The 16,212-nt window shown below is 73.4% G+C and carries 13 protein-coding genes; 3 read left to right on the top strand and 10 right to left on the bottom strand.

All coding sequences use genetic code 11. The features are described from left to right. The first annotated feature begins 18 nt into the window (after nt 1-18). Complete coding sequence (locus ACN28G_RS04455) at nt 19-813, top strand: nucleotidyltransferase domain-containing protein (protein ID WP_421478481.1); 795 nt, start codon at nt 19-21, stop codon at nt 811-813. 131 nt (nt 814-944) lie between these two features. Here the strand turns inward: ACN28G_RS04455 and ACN28G_RS04450 are convergent, their stop codons facing one another. Both ACN28G_RS04450 and map read right to left on the bottom strand, forming a co-directional pair. Continuing rightward, nucleotides 945-1,655 (bottom strand): VIT1/CCC1 transporter family protein, encoded by a 711-nt coding sequence (locus tag ACN28G_RS04450; RefSeq protein WP_091435551.1) that lies wholly within the window; start codon nt 1,653-1,655, stop codon nt 945-947. Then, on the bottom strand, nt 1,652-2,509 hold the full coding sequence (gene map, locus ACN28G_RS04445; protein ID WP_421478480.1) for a type I methionyl aminopeptidase: 858 nt from the start codon (nt 2,507-2,509) through the stop codon (nt 1,652-1,654). The genes ACN28G_RS04450 and map overlap by 4 nt, the downstream gene beginning before the upstream one ends. Before the next feature lie 96 nt (nt 2,510-2,605). Here map and ACN28G_RS04440 point away from each other — a divergent pair, with 96 nt between their 5' ends. Then, nucleotides 2,606-2,926, top strand: a complete 321-nt coding sequence (locus ACN28G_RS04440) for an STAS domain-containing protein (RefSeq protein ID WP_091435549.1) — start codon at nt 2,606-2,608, stop codon at nt 2,924-2,926. A 68-nt stretch (nt 2,927-2,994) separates the two neighbouring features. On the opposite strand, the gene ACN28G_RS04435 is transcribed toward ACN28G_RS04440, so the two are convergent. The 8 genes from ACN28G_RS04435 to pcaF form a co-directional block, all read right to left on the bottom strand. After that, entirely contained in the window at nt 2,995-6,684 is a 3,690-nt protein-coding gene (locus ACN28G_RS04435; RefSeq protein ID WP_421478478.1) for a SpoIIE family protein phosphatase, read from the bottom strand. A 156-nt stretch (nt 6,685-6,840) separates the two neighbouring features. Beyond that, complete coding sequence (locus tag ACN28G_RS04430) at nt 6,841-7,608, bottom strand: 3-oxoacyl-ACP reductase (protein WP_091435548.1); 768 nt, start codon at nt 7,606-7,608, stop codon at nt 6,841-6,843. Between the two features lie 17 nt (nt 7,609-7,625). Then, a complete protein-coding gene (locus tag ACN28G_RS04425; RefSeq protein WP_421478477.1) occupies nt 7,626-9,008 on the bottom strand; it encodes an aldehyde dehydrogenase family protein in 1,383 nt (460 codons plus the stop codon). Further along, entirely contained in the window at nt 8,989-10,353 is a 1,365-nt protein-coding gene (locus ACN28G_RS04420) for a glutamine synthetase family protein (protein WP_421478476.1), read from the bottom strand. Before ACN28G_RS04420 ends, ACN28G_RS04425 begins: the two co-directional genes overlap by 20 nt. Nucleotides 10,354-10,485: 132 nt before the next feature. After that, a complete protein-coding gene (locus ACN28G_RS04415; RefSeq protein ID WP_091435545.1) occupies nt 10,486-10,986 on the bottom strand; it encodes a DUF456 domain-containing protein in 501 nt (166 codons plus the stop codon). After that, a complete protein-coding gene (locus ACN28G_RS04410) occupies nt 10,983-13,142 on the bottom strand; it encodes a putative bifunctional diguanylate cyclase/phosphodiesterase (protein ID WP_421478475.1) in 2,160 nt (719 codons plus the stop codon). Before ACN28G_RS04410 ends, ACN28G_RS04415 begins: the two co-directional genes overlap by 4 nt. Nucleotides 13,143-13,147: 5 nt before the next feature. Further along, nucleotides 13,148-13,966 carry an SAM-dependent methyltransferase gene (locus ACN28G_RS04405; protein WP_421478474.1) on the bottom strand — a complete coding sequence of 273 codons (819 nt, stop codon included), beginning with the start codon at nt 13,964-13,966 and terminating at the stop codon, nt 13,148-13,150. Nucleotides 13,967-14,145: 179 nt separating this feature from the next. Next, entirely contained in the window at nt 14,146-15,351 is a 1,206-nt protein-coding gene (gene pcaF / locus ACN28G_RS04400) for a 3-oxoadipyl-CoA thiolase (RefSeq protein ID WP_421478473.1), read from the bottom strand. Nucleotides 15,352-15,445: 94 nt separating this feature from the next. Between pcaF and ACN28G_RS04395 the strand changes: the two genes are divergently transcribed. After that, nucleotides 15,446-16,105, top strand: coding sequence for a DUF998 domain-containing protein (locus tag ACN28G_RS04395; protein WP_091435541.1), 660 nt, complete (start codon nt 15,446-15,448; stop codon nt 16,103-16,105). Nucleotides 16,106-16,212 lie beyond the last annotated feature (107 nt).

The following is a 16,212-nucleotide window of genomic DNA, read 5'->3' as shown; positions in this document are numbered from 1 at the left end:
AGCTGAGGGCGGTACGGCATGGAGACGGGGCAGGAGACGGCCACCCCGACCGGAGCCGACCGGCTGCCGGCGGGCGAGGCAGATCCGGACCACCGGACCGGTGACAGCCGCCCGACGGATGCCCGGTGGCGGGTCGCCGGGCAGGTCGCCGAGGAGGTCCGGCGGCGGTTTCCGGCCGAGGTGCTCGCGGTCGCCGTACACGGGCCGTTGGCGCACACCGACGACGACGGCGGTGGCGACGCCGAGGCGGGTCTGCTGGTGGTCACCTACCGCCCGGGTACCGGTCCACTGCCGGCGGTCAGCCGGGTGGACGGCATCCTGGTCGACCTGACCGTCGTCGGCGCCGACGAGTACCTGCGCCAGGCCCGGCTGCTGACCCCGCTCTGGCCGTTGACCGCCGACCGGTACGTCACCACCCGGGAACTGTACGACCCGTCGGGCTGGCTGCCCCGCCTGCGCGACGAGCACCTCGCCCAGCTGGCCCGGGCCCGACCCGTCGAGTTCAGCACCGCCGCCCGGCAGGCGTGGTACCGGGGCTGTGCCGCGCACGCCCGAGCCGCCCGGTTGGCCGAGTGGTACGAGACCGACCAGGCGCTGTTGATGCTCGCCGAGGCCCGGCTGGTGGCGGCGACGGTGACCGGGCTGCTGACCCGGACCTACTTCCGCGATCCCGGGGACGCGGTCCGGCGTACCGGTCTGGCCGGCGCGGACATGATCGAGGTGGGCGCGGTGCTGGCCCGGCAGGCCGAGGAGCTGGCCGCCCGGGGCCGTCCCGTCGACGGCACCGTGGACGAACTACTCACCACCCCCTGACGTCCCCGGGCCACGGGGCCGCTGACACCTGCCGCCCCTGCCTCACCGCGCCGCCACCTGCCGCCCCCGGCTCGCGGGGCCGGTGAGAGGGGAACCCTTCTCTACCGAATGCGTTAACAGGGGGCCCTTCCTTACAGGCCTTGGATGCCGATGAGGGCGCCTACCAGGTAGGTGGCGGCGGCTGCCGCCGCGCCGAGCAGGAGCTGCCGCAGGCCGCTGGTCCACCAGGGTCGGTTGGTGAACCGGGCCACGATCGCCCCGGCGGCGAAGAGCCCCACCCCACCGATGCCGAGCGCCAACCAGAGGCTGGTGAAACCGAGCAGGTAGCTCAGCAGCGGCACGAGCGCCCCGATCGAGAAGAACAGGAACGACGAGATCGCCGCCGCCCAGGGGCTGGGCTGGTCGTCCGGGTCGACGCCCAACTCCTCCCGGACGTGCACCCGCAGCGCCTCGTCGGGGTTGCGCGCGAGCGTGTCGGCGACCTGGGTCGCCAGCTCCCGGGGCAGTCCCCGGGCGACCCAGATGTCGGCCAGCTCCCGGGCCTCCGTCTCGGGGTGCCGTTCCAGCTCGCGGCGTTCCTTGGCGACCTCGGCGGCCACCTGCTCGTTGGCCGAGCGGACGCTGGTGTACTCCCCCAGCCCCATCGAGATCGCCCCGGCGACCAGGCCGGCGGTGCCGGTGAGCACGATGCTGCGCGGCGAGACCCCGCCACCGCCCACGCCCGCGATCAGGGCGATGTTGGTGACCAGGCCGTCCATCGCCCCGAACACCGCCGGCCGCAGCCAGCCGCCGGAGACGTCCGCGTGGTGCGCCTCACGCAGCGCGGCGGGGGTGTCGGTCACGGCAGGGTGAGGATCTCGTGGCCGCTGTCGGTCACCACGATCGTGTGCTCGAACTGCGCGGTCCACCTGCGGTCCTTGGTCACCACCGTCCAGCCGTCGTCCCAGGTGTCGTACTGGTAGGTGCCCAGGGTGATCATCGGCTCGATGGTGAAGGTCATCCCCGGCTCCATGATGTCGGTGGGGCGCGGGCTGTCGTAGTGCGGCACGTAGAGCCCGCTGTGGAAGGCCTCGCCGATGCCGTGGCCGGTGAAGTCCCGGACCACGCCGTAGCCGAACCGCTTGGCGTACGACTCGATGACCCGGCCGATGACGTTGATCTGCCGGCCCGGGGCCACCGCCCGGATGCCCCGCATCATCGCCTCGTGGGTGCGCTCCACCAGCAGCCGGGCCTCCTCGCTGACCTCGCCGACGCAGAAGGTGGCGTCGGTGTCGCCGTGCACCCCGTCGAGGTACGCGGTCACGTCGACGTTGATGATGTCGCCGTCGTGCAGCACGGTGGAGTCCGGGATGCCGTGGCAGATCACCTCGTTGAGGCTGGTGCAGCAGGACTTCGGAAAGCCCTTGTAGCCCAGCGTCGACGGGTACGCGCCGTGGTCGCAGAGGAACTCGTGCACCACCCGGTCGATCTCGTCGGTGGTCACCCCGGGTTTGCAGTGCTCGCCGGCGAGCTGGGTGGCCTGGGCGGCGAGCCGACCGGCGACCCGCATCCGCTCGATCGTCTCGGGTGTCTGCACGTGCGAGCCGCGCCACTGGCTCGGACTCTTGCGGCCCACGTACTCGGGGCGGACGATGTGGGCGGGAACCGCCCGCCACGGGGAGAGCGTGCCAGGGGTGAGCGGCGCACGGACGGTCATGCGGTAAGCCTATCGCCGGCCACCGTGGTGACGACCGTCACCGGCGGCCGGGGTCGGGTTGTTGCCCCGTGCTGCCCGCTGTGCCAAGGTGGGACCGTGGATCAAGCGGGGCCATCTCCCGTCTTCACGGCCAGCGCCGAGCTCGACGGCGACCACCTGAGCGTCGTGGTCAGCGGCGAGGTCGACATGATGACCGCCGACGACATGCTGCACACCGCCCTGCGCGAGCCCGCCGAGCGGGTCACCCTGGACCTGCGGGCGGTGACCTTCTTCGACTCGGCGGCGATCCACGCCGTGGTCCAGCTCGCCCAGCGCTTCCCCACCACCCTCACCGTGCTGCCCTCGCGTCAGGTCAGCCGGATCCTGGAGATCTCCGGCCTCTCCGGGCAGGCCTGGCTGGCCGCACCACCGGCCTGAGCGGGGGCTGATCGCCGGCCGCGGGCCGCGCTCCGCCGGTCGCGGGCCGTCCCACCGGCGGCGGCCGGTCAGGGTTGGAGCTGCCGGCGCAGGGTCAGCTCCGTGCCGGTCGGAGTACGCCGGACCGACAGCTCACCGAGCGCCCTGATCAGCGACAGGCCCCGGCCCCGGAAACCGGCGCCGGTGGACTCCCGCCACTGCCCGCTGTCGCGCACCGTGGCCACCACCGTGCGGTCGACGATGGTCACCTCCACGCTGATCGTCGGGTCGTTCGGGGCGACCGGGTGCTCGATCGCGTTCGCGGCGGCCTCGGAGACCGCCACGGTCAGGTCGAACAGGTCGGTCTCGCCCACGTCGTGGGCGACCAGGAAGTCCTCCAGCCGCTTGCGCAGCACGCTCAACCGGGTCGGCTCGGCCGGCAGGCGCAGGGTGAACCGGTTCAACTCGGTGGCCTGCAGCGCCAGCACCGCCACGTCGTCGCGGCGTCGCCGGGTGCCGACCCGTTCCACCACCGTGTCGACCAGGTCGGCGACGTGCTCGCTCCGGCTGCTCGCGTCGACCCGGAGCTGGTCCAGCGCGGCGTCGATGCCGATCTGCCGGTCCTCGATCAGACCGTCGGTGTAGAGCAGCAGCCGGCTGCCCGTGGCCAACTCCCCCTCGACGGTGCGGTAGACGGTGCCCGGTATCGCGCCGACGGGCGGACCGAGCGCCCGGTCATGCAGGAACGCCACGTCGTCTCCTCGGATCAGCAGCGGGGACGGGTGCCCGGCGCTGGCGTACCGCAGCCGACCGGTGCGTGGGGAGAACCAGAGACAGAACACGGTGGCGAACGAGCGGCTCTCGGTGGAACCGACCAGCCGGTTCAGCCGGGTCAACGCCACACCGGGGTCGAAGCCCTCCATGACGTACGCCCGCAGCGCGTTGCGCAGCTGGCCCATGGCGGCGGCGGCGCGCACGCCCTTGCCGACCACGTCGCCGATGGCCAGGACGAGTTCGTCGTCGGCCATCCCGATCACGTCGTACCAGTCGCCGCCGACCTCGACGTCGGCGGTGCCGGGCAGGTAGCGGCTGGCGATCACCGCGCCGGGCAGTTGCGGCAGCGACCGGGGCAGCAGGCTGTGCTGCAACGTGGTGGCGATCCGGTGCTCGGCCTCGTAGAGCTGGGCGTTCTCCAGGCGTACCCCGACCAGCCGGGCCAGCTCGGCCAGGGCCGCCTGGTCGGTGTCGGTGCCGGCGCTGTCGCGGTGCCAGACCCGCAGCTCGCCGAGCTGCTCGTCGGTGGTGCCGGTCAGCGGCAGCACGGTGGGCGGCTCGGCCGCCCGGCCACCGCCGTCGGCCTCGAACCGGGCCTCGGGGGTGGCGACGACGACCCGGGCCGCCTCGGCGAAACCGAGCGCGTGCCGGGCGGCGATCCGCAGCACGTCCGCGGTGGACCGGGCGGTGTTGACCGCGACCGCCGCGTCGGCCAGCGCGCGCAGCCGCCGGATGATCTGCCCACGCAGCTGCCCCAGCTCGACGTTGGCCCGGACCCGGGCGATCAGCTCCTGCCCGGAGAAGGGCTTGGTCAGGTAGTCGTCGGCACCGACGGAGAGGCCGGCGACCGCCTCGGCCGACCCGGCCCGGGCGGAGAGCAGCACGATCGGCACGTGCCGGGTACGCGGATCGGCCCGCAGCGCGGTGACCAGCCCGAAGCCGTCCAGGCGGGGCATCATCACGTCGGTGAGCACCAGGTCGAACGGGATACGGGTGGCCTGGGCGAGCGCCTCGACGCCGTCGGCCGCGGCCACCACCTCCCAGTCCGGTCGCAGCAGCCGGGTGACGTGCTCGCGCAGGTCCACGTTGTCGTCGACGACCAGGATCCGGCCGGCCGGCGCGCCGGCACCGGCTCCGGTCGATCCGTCGGCCATCCCGGTCGGGCCGCTGGCGGAGGTCGCCGACGCCGACCGGTCCGCGCTGGTCCAGAGCAGGGTCTCGGCGGCCCAGAGCCGGGCCTGCTCCGGCTCGCCGGTGGGCAGCGCGGTCGTCGCCGCCACCTGCTCGGCGGGCAGGTGACCGGCGCCGAACGGAAGGCTGACGGTGAAGGTGCTGCCCTGCTCGACCCGGCTGTGCACGGCGACCTCACCACCGTGCATCTCGACCAGCTCCCGCACCAGGGCGAGCCCGATGCCGGTGCCCTCGTGGGTCCGGGACCGGACCCCCGGCACCCGGTGGAAACGCTCGAAGACCTGCGGCAGCTCGCTCTCGGCGATCCCCACGCCGGTGTCGACGACCTCCAGCCGGGCGGTGCCGTCCACCGCCCGCATCCGGACCCGGATCTCGCCGTCGAAGGTGAACTTCACCGCGTTGGAGACCAGGTTGAGGACGACCTTCTCCCACATGTCCCGGTCGACGAAGACCGGCGCGGGCAGCGGTGGGCAGTCCACCACCAGCCGCAGGCCGGCCCGGTCGGTCGCCGAACGGAACGTGCTGGCCAGTCGGGCGGTGTAGTCGGCCAGGTCGGTGGGCTGGTAGCGGGCGGTCAACCGGCCGGACTCCAGGCGGGAGAAGTCGAGCACCGTGTTGACCAGCTTGAGCAGCCGCAGCGCGTTGCGGTGCATCATGGTGAGCCGCTCGGTGTGCGCCGCGTCGAGGTGGGTGTCGGCGAGCAGCTCCTCCAGCGGCCCCAGCACCAGGGTCAGCGGGGTGCGGAACTCGTGGCTGACGTTGGCGAAGAAGTTGGTCTTGGCACGGTCCAGCGCGGCCAGCTCGGCGGCCCGGGCCCGCTCCTGCTCGTACACCCGCTGCCGGCCGGCGGCCCCGGAGACCTGCGCGGCCACCAGGTCGAAGAAGTTCCGGTAGTCGTCGCCGAGCGGCAACCGGCGGGCCACCCCCACCACCAGCACGCCGACCAGCTCGTTGGTGGCCGTGATCGGCAGCACCATGGCCTGCTCGGCGGCGTCGGCGGGGACCACGTCGAGCAGGTCGGCCACCGCGACGGTGGTGGCACCACCGGATTCGACCCGGCGCACCAGGTCGGCCGGGTCGAAGCGGACCGGGTGGGCCGCGTCCAGGCCACTGACCCCGTCCAGGGTCACCGCGCCGTACTCGGCACGCAGACAGACAAATCCGAAGGGTACGTCCGCCCGGTGCCGGTCGAGCACGTCGGCGGTGGCCCGGCCCAGCTCCGCGCCGCTACCGCCCTCGGCCAGCGCGGCGCCCAACTCGGCAAGCGCCCGCAGTCGACGCTCCCCCAGCACCCGACCGGTGGTCTCGTTGACCAGACAGAGCACCCCGTCGACAGTGCCGTCGTCGCTGAGGATCGGGTCGTACGAGACGTCGAAGTAGACGTCCTCCAGGAAGCCGTACCGGTCCAGCAGGAAGGGATGGTCCCGGGCCTGGTAGGACCGGCCGCTGCGACGGACCCCGTCGAGCAACGACCCGAGCACCTCCCAGGTCTCCGTCCACCAGACGCGGGCCGGCTGCCCGATCGCCCCGGGGTGCTTGTCACCGATGGTGGGCAGGTAGGCGTCGTTGTAGAAGGCGAGATGCTCCGGCCCCCAGAACAGCACTATCTGGGCGCCCGAGGAGAGCAGCATGCCGATCGTGTGGCGCAGCGCCGACGGCCACTGGCCGGGGGCACCGACCCCGCTGGTGGTCCAGTCGTACCCGCCCAGCCGGCGACCCATCTCGCCCCCGCCGGTGAAGGCGGCGGCGAGCAGCGGCGACACCTGCCCGGGGGTACCGGGCAGACTGTCCGCGCCCTCCAGGGCCGAGCCCATGCACCCTCCCCGCTCCGGCCGATCACCCACGACGACGCGACCTGTTCCATCGGCCGTGCCGGGCCTTGTACCCCGTCGGATCAGCAACGTAACGCATTCGGTCGGTCGGACGCTGACCACCCGTCGACCGACCGGGCGGCCCGACCCCCGGCCGACTCACACTGGCGTGACGTACGCCCCGGTGATCCCACCGTCGACCACGAACTGGGCGGCGGTCATGAACGAGGAGTCGTCGCTGGCCAGGAAGGCCACCGCGGCGGCGATCTCGGCCGGCTCGCCGAACCGGCCCATCGGCACGTGCACCAGCCGGCGGGCGGCCCGCTCGGGGTCGGCGGCGAAGAGTTCGGTGAGCAGCGGGGTGGCGACCGGGCCGGGGCAGAGCGCGTTGACCCGGATCCCCTCCCGGGCGAACTGCACGCCCAGTTCCCTGGTCATCGCCAGCACCCCGCCCTTGCTCGCGGTGTACGCGATCTGCGAGGTCGCCGCCCCCATCAGGGCGACGAACGAGGCGGTGTTGATGATCGAACCCCGCCCCTGCCGGCGCATGTGCGGTATGACGTGCTTGCAGCAGAGGTAGACGCTCGTGGTGTTGACCCGCAGCACCCGTTCCCAGGCGTCCAGCCCGGTGGTCAGGATCGAGTCGTCCTCCGGCGGGGAGATGCCCGCGTTGTGGAACGACACGTCCACCCGGCCGTGCCGCTCGACGACGGTGTCGAAGAGCTCCCGCACCGCCGTGTCGTCGGCGACATCGGCCGCCACGAAGTCCCCGTCGACCTCCGCCGCGGCCCGCCGGCCCGCCTCGGCGTCGATGTCCACGCAGACCACCCGGGCCCCCTCGGCGGCGAACCGCCGCACGGTGGCCAGCCCGATGCCGCTACCCGCCCCGGTGACCACGGTCACCCGGTCCCGCAACCGATCCCGCACTCGTCCTCCCGGATCTCTCACCCGTCGCTTGCGATGAAGACGTTCTTCACGTCGGTGAAGGCGTGCAACGCGTCCGGGCCCAGTTCCCGCCCCAACCCGGAACGCTTCATGCCGCCGAACGGGGTCGCGTACCGCACCGACGAGTGTGAGTTGACGCTGAGGTTGCCCGCCTCGACCCCGCGTGCCACCCGGATCGCCCGGCCCACGTCCCGGGTCCAGATCGAGCCGGAGAGCCCGTACTCGGTGTCGTTGGCCAACCGGACCGCGTCGGCCTCGTCGTCGAAGGCCAGCACCGAGACCACCGGACCGAAGATCTCCTCCCGCCAGTGCCGGTCGGCCGGCGAGTCGGCGAGCAGCACCGTCGGGGCGTACCAGAAGCCGGGGCCCTCGGGGCAGGAGCCGGTGAACGCCACCCGCGCGTCGGCGACGTACCCGGCGACCCGGGCCCGGTGCCCGGCGGAGATCAGCGGACCCATCTCGGCGCTCTCCAGCGCCGGATCCGCCACCCGCACCGCGCGCACCGCCGGTTCGAGCAGCTCCAGGAAGCGGTCGTACACCGAGCGCTGGACCAGGATCCGGGACCGCGCGCAGCAGTCCTGACCGGCGTTGTCGAAGACCGCGTACGGCGCGGTGGCCGCCGCCCGCGCCAGGTCGGCGTCGGCGAAGATCAGGTTGGCGCTCTTGCCACCCAGCTCCAGGGTGACCCGTTTCACCTGCTCGGCGCAGCCGGCCATGATCCGGGTGCCGACCTCGGTGGAGCCGGTGAAGCAGACCTTGCGCACCGCCGGGTGGCTGACGAACCGCTGCCCGACCACGTCACCCCGCCCGGTGACCACGGTGAACACGCCGTCCGGCAGGCCCGCCTCCCGGCCCAGCTCGGCCAGGCGCAGGGCGGTCAGCGGGGTCAACTCGGCCGGCTTCAGCACCACCGTGTTCCCGGCGGCCAGCGCCGGGGCGAACCCCCAGGCGGCGATCGGCATCGGGAAGTTCCACGGCACGATCACCCCGACCACGCCGAGCGGCTCGTGGAAGGTGACGTCCAGCCCGCCGGCGACCGGGATCTGCCGGCCGGTCAGCCGCTCCGGCGCGCCCGCGTAGTAGTCGAGCACGTCCCGGACGTTGGCCGCCTCCCCCCGGGCGTTGCCGACGGTGTGCCCGCTGTTGCGTACCTCCAACTCGGCCAGCTCCGCCAGGTGGGTGTCGACAAGCGCGGCGAACCGGCGCAGCAGCCGGGCCCGGTCGGCCGGGCTGACCGCCCGCCACGACGGGTACGCCGCCTGCGCCCGCCCGATCGCCGCGTCGACCTCCTCGACCGACGCCGCCGCCACCTCCGCCACGACCACCCCGGTCGCCGGATTCACCACCTCGGTGCAGGTGGACTCAGAGTCGTTCGAAGCCACGGATCAGCTCCCAGTCGGTCACGGCGGCGTCGAAGGCGGCCAGCTCGACGGCGGCCTGGTTGGCGTAGTGGGCGACCACCTCGTCGCCGAAGGCCGCCCGGGCCACCTCGGAGGACTTCCAGAGGCCCAACGCGTCGCGCAGCGTGCCGGGCACCCGTTCGGCGTCCGGATCGTCGTACGCGTTGCCGGTGCACTCCGCCGGCAGCTCCAGCTCCCGCTCGATGCCGTGCAGCGCCCCGGCGACCAGGGCCGCGATGGCCAGGTACGGGTTGACGTCCGCGCCCGGCACCCGGTTCTCCACCCGCATGCCCTGGCCGTGCCCGACCAGCCGCAGCGCGCAGGTGCGGTTGTCGGTGCCCCAGCGCAGCGCGGTCGGCGCGAACGAGTCCGGCTGGTACCGCTTGTACGAGTTGATGTTCGGGGCGAAGAAGAGGCTCAGCTCGCGCATCGTGTCGAGCAGGCCGGCGAGCACCCGTTGGCCGGTCACACTCAGGTGCGCCGGCCCGTCACCGAGCATCGCCGACCGCCCGTCGGAGTCGCGCAGCGAGAAGTGGATGTGGCAGGAGTTGCCCTCGCGGGCGTTCGGCTTGGCCATGAAGGTGATCGACATGCCCTCCTGGGCGGCGATCTCCTTGGCCCCGTTCTTGTAGATCACGTGGTGGTCGGCGCAGCGCACCGCCTCGTCGTACCGGAAGGCGATCTCGTGCTGGCCGAGGTTGCACTCGCCCTTGGCGCTCTCCGGGGTCAGGCCGGCGGCGGCCATCTCGGTACGGATGCGGCGCAGCAACGGCTCCACCCGGGCGGTGCCGAGCAGCGAGTAGTCCACGTTGTACTGGTTGGCCGGGGTCAGCTCCCGGTAACCCCGCCGCCAGGCGTCCTCGTACGAGTCACGGAAGAGCACGAACTCCAGCTCGGTGCCGGCGTACGCGGTGAGCCCGTGCCCGGCCAGCCGGTCGAGCTGCCGGCGCAGGATCTGGCGGGGCGAGGCGACCACCGGACCGGTGTCGTCCAGCCACCGCAGGTCGGCCAGGAGCAGGGCGCTGCCCGGCTGCCAGGGGGTACGGCGCAACGTGGTCAGGTCGGGCACCATCGCGAAGTCGCCGTACCCGCGCTCCCAGCTCGACATGGCGTACCCGTCGACGGTGTTCATGTCGACGTCCACGGCCAGCAGGTAGTTGCAGCCCTCGCTGCCGTTGGCGACCACCTGGTCGAGGAAGAACGGGGCGTGGAACCGCTTGCCCTGCAACCGCCCCTGCATGTCGACCAGGGCCAGCACCACCGTGTCGATCTCGCCGCTGGCGACAGCGACCCGTAGCTCCTCCAGCGTCAACGGCACGGTGCTCATCCGCAGGCCTCCATCAGCGACGGTCGACCCGGACCAGACCGGATCACGTCAAACTCTAGGGACGCCCGCCGCACACCGCACCCCGACGGGCCGCCCCGCACCCCGACCGCACCGCACAGGCCGGCCTCCGGTTCAGAGGGTGAGCAGGCCGAAGACCCAGACGACGCCGATCAGCACCCCGGCGGTGAACTCGATCATGATCGCCAACCCGGTCGCGGCCACCGCGTGCTTCGTCGCCGGCCAGGCCAGTCGGGAGTCACCAAGCCGCAGCCGCTCCGCCGCGAAGACCCCGCCGACGAAGCCGATGACCAGCCCGATCACCGGGATGACGAAGAAACCGACGATGCCGAGCACCGCGCCGGCCAGCAGGGTCGAGGTGGGTACGCCGGTGCGTTGCAGGTTGCGGCCCGGCCAGGCGAACTTCACCACGGTACCGACCAGCGCGATCACGGTGGCCGCGGCCAGCACCGCCCAGCGCCCCGGCCCGGCGCCGCCGAAGATCGCCCAGAACAGCACCCCACCCCAGCACAACGGCAGCGCGGGCAGGCCCGGCACCACCACACCGGCCAGGCCGGCGACGATGGCCAGGGCCGTCACCAGCACGACCACCGTCTCGGTGTCGGTCAGACTCATCGGGTCTCCTCGTCGCGTAGTCGGGCGGTGATCTCCTCGGCCGGTACCGGCGGGCCGAACCAGCGTCCCTGCCCGGTGTCGCAGCGCAGTGCCCGGAGCCGTTCCGCCTGGTCCCCGGTCTCCACCGCCTCGGCGGTGACCGAGAGTTCCAGGGCGTGCGCCAGCCGGACCAGCGCGTCCACGATCCGCTCGTCGCGGTGCCCGGCCGCCGAGCCGTCGGACCTTATCCCCTCCACGAACGGCCCGGCCAGCTTGAGCGAGTGGATCGGCAACCGCCGCAGGTACGCCAGGTTCGAGTACCCGGTACCGAAGTCGTCGATGGCCAGCCGTACGCCGAGCGCGGCCAGCCGGTGCAACGACCGCAACGGCTCGCCGGCGGTGCCCATCACCGCGCTCTCGGTCAGCTCCAGCTGCAACAGCTCGGGGGGCAGGCCGGTCCGGCCGAGCACGGCGGCGACGGTGTCCACGATCGCCGGGTCGTCGGCCTGCCGGGCGGCCAGGTTGACGCTGACCACCAGCTCGGCGTCGGGGAACTGCCGCCGCCACGCCTCGGCGTCCCGGCAGGCCCGGCGCAGGACCCACTCGCCGAGCCGGACGATCAGGCCGGTCTCCTCGGCCAAGCCGATGAAGTGGTCCGGGCCGATCAGCCCCTGCTCGGGGTGCGCCCAGCGGACCAGCGCCTCGACGGCCAGCATGCCGCCGTCGACAAGCGACACGATCGGCTGGTAGTGCACGACGAACTCGCCCCGGTCCAGGGCCGCCGGCAACCCGGCGGTCAACGCCGACCGGGCGTGGTCGCGGGCGCTGCGCTCCGGGTCGTACACCGCCCACCGGCCGCGCCCCTCCCCCTTGGCCCAGTAGAGGGTGGTGTCGGCGGCCTTCATCAGCTCCGAGACGCTGGTCTCCCCCGCCGGGCAGTCCACGATGCCGATGCTGGCCGTGACGGCGAGCTGCTGGTCGCCGACGTCGGCCGGGACGGCCACCGCGGCCAGGGCCTTCTCGGCGACCGCCACCACGTCGTCGATGCCGGCGCCGCCGTCGACCAGGATGACGAACTCGTCGCCGCCCATCCGGGCCACCAGGTGACCCAGCCCGGCGACACAGTCGGCGAGCCGACGGGCGATCACGATCAGCAGCCGGTCGCCGTGGTCGTGGCCGAGGCTGTCGTTGACCGCCTTGAACCCGTCGAGGTCCAGGAAGCAGATCCCGATCCGCTCGTCGGGGGCGGCCCGGTCGAAGAGGGCACCCAGCCGTTCGAAGAACAACGTCCGGTTGGGCAGCCCGGTGAGCGGATCGTGCAGGGCCTGGAACCGCAGTCGCTGCTGCAGCTCGTACCGTTCGGTGATGTCCTCGATCATCGCCACGGTGAAGCGGGGCCGACCGTCGTCGTGCCGGATCAACGACACGGCCAGGTCGGTCCAGACCACGCTGCCGTCCTTGCGGTAGTACCGCTTCTCCACCCGGGCGGCGTCCTGCTTGCCGTCGATCAGGTCCTGGTACAGCTCCCACATCCCGGCGGCGTCGTCGGGGTGGGCCAGCGTGGCCACGTTGATCTGCCGCAGTTCGGCGATGGTGTAACCGAGCATCTCCGCGAAGGACTGGTTGACGTCGATGATCTCGCCGTCGACACCGGCGATGCCGATGCCGATGGCCGCCCCGGTGAAGACCGCCCGGAACCGGGCCTCGCTGTCGCGTAACGCCTGCTCCACCTGGTCGCGGGCCTGCCAGGCGGAGCGGGCGATGCGTTCCTGCTGGGTGAAGGTACGGTCGCGCAGGGCACGGGCGAAGCCGGCGGCGAACGCGCCCTGCAGTTCCACCGCCCGCCGCGCCGTCTCGGGCTGGTCGGCCCGGCGCGGCAGCACCTGGGCGGGCAGCCGCTCGACGAGTGCCCGGACCGACCAGTCGAGCATCCCCGGCTCGGTCAGGTGCGCCTCCACCAGCGCCCGGGCCACCTCCTGGCCGGGCTCGGCGGAGAACTGCTCGGCCAGCAGCGCCCGGGCCAGTCGTACCGTGTGCTCCAGCAGCAGCCGCTCGGTCTCCACCGCGCTCAGCGGCACGAAACCGAGCCGACGTACCGCCCGCGCCCAGCCGGCGGCGTACTCCTGGGCTCCGGCCGGGTCGATCTCGTCCCCGCCGGTGGCCGGCACGGCGGCCACCGGGGTCAGCCGGCGGACCGGGCGTGTGTGGCGACCCCGCCGAACGCGCCGAACCGCTCCGGGTGGTCGTCGACGTCACCGGGGGCGTCCGGCCGCCACCGCGGCATGTGCACCACACCGGGCGCCAGCAGCGTCCAGTCACCGAAGAAACCGGTGATCTCGGCCCGCGACCGCAGGGTGATCTCGGTGTCGGTACGGGCGGAGAGCCGCTGCGCGTCGAGCATCTCCTGCGGCTGGTCCTCGAAGGTGGAGTGGGAGATCACCAGGAAGCTGCCCGGGGCGGCGGCGGCCCGCAGGGTGCCCAGCAGTTCACCGGGCCGGTCGGCGGCCGGGACGAAGTGCACCACCCCGGCGAGCAGGATGCCCACCGGCCGGTCGAAGTCGATCAGGCCGGTGGCCCGCGCCTCGGCGATGATCCGCTCGGCGTCGCGCAGGTCGGCGTGGAGCACCGCGGTCAGGTCGTTGCCGGCCAGCAGCTCCCGGCTGTGCGACACGGCGACCGGGTCGATGTCGGCGTAGACGATCCGGGCCTGCGGGTTCACCCGCTGGGCCACCTCGTGGACGTTGCCCACGGTGGGAATTCCCGAGCCGATGTCGAGGAACTGGTCGATCCCGGCGTCGAGCAGCACCCGAACCGCCCGGCGCAGGAACTCCCGACCGGCCCGCATGGTGGCGGCGAGGTTCGGGGTCATCGCGGCGATCTGTTCGGCGAGCTGCCGGTCGATCTCGAAGTTGTGCGCCCCACCGAGGAAGTAGTCGTAGACCCGCGCGGCGCTCGGCCTGGCCAGGTCGATCTCGGTCGGCAGTCCATCCGGAACCCGCATGCTCAGCCCCCCAGTTCTGTGCCACCCGCCGCCGCCACGGTGGCACGCCAAACGGCCACCGGCGGCTCGCGGCCGGTGTGGTGGGGACCACTCTAAGCTGCTGATCGGCGGCTTAGCGAGACGCCCCGGACCCGCCCGGCCGGTTCCGTCGGGCGTCGGGGCCGCTGCGGTCGGCCGGTTCAGCCGGCGGACTCCAGGACCAGCGAGATGCCCTGGCCGACGCCGACACACATGGTGGCCAACGCCCGCCGGGCGTCCCGGCGGCGCAGCTCCAGCGCGGCGGTCAGGGCCAACCGGGCCCCACTGGCACCCAACGGATGCCCGAGCGCGATCGCCCCGCCGTTGGGGTTGACGTGCTCGGCGTCCTCGGGCAGGCCGAGCTCCCGCAGCACCGCCACCGCCTGGGCGGCGAAGGCCTCGTTCAGCTCGACCACGTCGAGGTCGGCCAGGCCGAGGCCGAGCCGGTCCAGCAGCTTGCGGGTGGCCGGCACCGGGCCGACCCCCATGATCCGGGGCGGCACCCCGGCCGCCGCGGCGCCGCTGATCCGGGCCAGCGGGGTCAGGCCGTACCGGGCCACCGCCGCCTCGCCCGCCACCAGCAGGGCCACCGCGCCGTCGTTGACCCCGGAGGAGTTGCCGGCGGTCACCGTCCCGCCGTCGCGGAACGGGGTGGGCAGCGCGGCGAGCTTCTCCGGCGAGGTCTGGCGGGGGTGCTCGTCGACGTCAACCAGCCGGGTCTCCCGCCGCCCCGCCGGCACGGTCACCGGCACGATCTCCTCGGCGAACCGCCCGTCGGCCTGCGCCCGGGCGGCCCGCTGCTGCGACCGGTACGCGAAGGCGTCCTGCTCGGCCCGGCCCACGCCGTACTCGGCGGCGACGTTCTCCGCGGTCTCCGGCATCGAGTCGACCCCCCAGCCGCGTTCCATCAGCGGGTTGACCAGCCGCCAGCCGATCGTGGTGTCGTACATCTCGGCCGACCTGGCGAACGCCGAGGTGGCCTTGGGCAGCACGAACGGGGCCCGGCTCATGCTCTCCACCCCACCGGCCACCACCAGCTCCGCCTCACCGGCGACGATCTGCCGGGCCGCGCCGGCCAGCGCGTCCAGGCCGGAGCCGCAGAGCCGGTTGACGGTGCTGCCGGGCACCTCACCGGAGAGCCCGGCCAGCAGGGCCGCCATCCGGGCCACGTTGCGGTTGTCCTCGCCGGCCTGGTTGGCGCAGCCCAGGACCACGTCGTCGACCCGGGCCCAGTCCACCGTCGGGTGCCGGGCGACCAGTTCCCGGATGACGTGCGCGGCCAGGTCGTCGGGGCGGACCCCGGACAGGGCGCCGGCGTACCGGCCGATCGGGGTGCGGACACCGGCCACCAGGTATGCCACGGTCATCGCGAGTCCTTCGGGGGTGGGAAGGGGTGGTGGGTGGCCGACCGGTTCCCGGTCACCGCCCGAGCGACAGGATAGCCAGGCTAGGTTGGCAGCCATGGTGTCGACCGCCCCACGGGCCCGGCCGGCGCAGGACCTGACGGCCCGGGTCGCCGCCTCGGCCGCCGCCGGCTGCACCGTGGCCGGCGTGGTCGCGGTGACCGTCGCCGTGGTCGCCGGCCCCGGTCCGGGACTCACCGGGTACGTCAGCGAGGCCGGCATCGCCGGCAGCGGGTACGCCCCGACGTTCCGGATCGGGATCTTCGCCCTGGCCGCCGCGCTGCTGCTGCTCGCGGTGGCACTGCCCCGGCGGCTGCGGCCGGCGGCCGGGCTGCTCGTCGCCGGCAGCGTGTGCACGCTGCTCTCCGGGGCGGTGACCTGCAGCGAGGGCTGCCCGCTGCCGCCGTTCGAACGGGCCACCGTGGCCGACCTGGTGCACGGTGTGGCGGCCGTGGTGGCCACCGCCTGCGTGGTGTTCGCGATGGCAGCCGTCGTCTGGTTCGCCCGGGCCGAGGTCACGCTGCGCCGGCTGGCCACCGCGGCGGTCGTGCTGGCGCTGCCGCTGGCCGGCGCGGTCGGCCTGGCGATGATCACCCTCGGCCGGGGTGCCGTGGTCGGCGTCCTGGAGCGGGTGCTGCTCGGCGTGGCCGCCGGCTGGGCACTGGCCACCGCCACCGCCGTCGCGCTACGCCGCCCGACCTCCCGCCTGGGCGCGTAGCACCGGCCGAGCTTCTGGTAAGCCAGCTCACCGGACCGGTCCTTGCCGGGTTCGCGGCGACGGGCGTATCGTCGGCTGGCGATGAACAATGTCTGGCACCTGACCGT

The sequence above is a fragment of the Micromonospora sp. WMMA1923 genome (genome assembly GCF_049179195.1).
In the GTDB taxonomy this organism is placed as follows: domain Bacteria; phylum Actinomycetota; class Actinomycetes; order Mycobacteriales; family Micromonosporaceae; genus Micromonospora; species Micromonospora yangpuensis.
This window is presented reverse-complemented; position numbering and strand designations above follow the sequence as displayed.

Excerpts from the sequence above, each read along its gene's own strand:
- ACN28G_RS04455 (WP_421478481.1), top strand. The coding sequence starts at position 19 with ATGGAGACGGGGCAGGAGACGGCCACCCCGACCGGAGCCGACCGGCTG.
- map (WP_421478480.1), bottom strand. The coding sequence starts at position 2,509 with ATGACCGTCCGTGCGCCGCTCACCCCTGGCACGCTCTCCCCGTGGCGG.
- ACN28G_RS04435 (WP_421478478.1), bottom strand. The coding sequence starts at position 6,684 with ATGGGCTCGGCCCTGGAGGGCGCGGACAGTCTGCCCGGTACCCCCGGG.
- ACN28G_RS04420 (WP_421478476.1), bottom strand. The coding sequence starts at position 10,353 with ATGAGCACCGTGCCGTTGACGCTGGAGGAGCTACGGGTCGCTGTCGCC.
- ACN28G_RS04415 (WP_091435545.1), bottom strand. The coding sequence starts at position 10,986 with ATGAGTCTGACCGACACCGAGACGGTGGTCGTGCTGGTGACGGCCCTG.
- ACN28G_RS04405 (WP_421478474.1), bottom strand. The coding sequence starts at position 13,966 with ATGCGGGTTCCGGATGGACTGCCGACCGAGATCGACCTGGCCAGGCCG.
- pcaF (WP_421478473.1), bottom strand. The coding sequence starts at position 15,351 with ATGACCGTGGCATACCTGGTGGCCGGTGTCCGCACCCCGATCGGCCGG.
- ACN28G_RS04395 (WP_091435541.1), top strand. The coding sequence starts at position 15,446 with ATGGTGTCGACCGCCCCACGGGCCCGGCCGGCGCAGGACCTGACGGCC.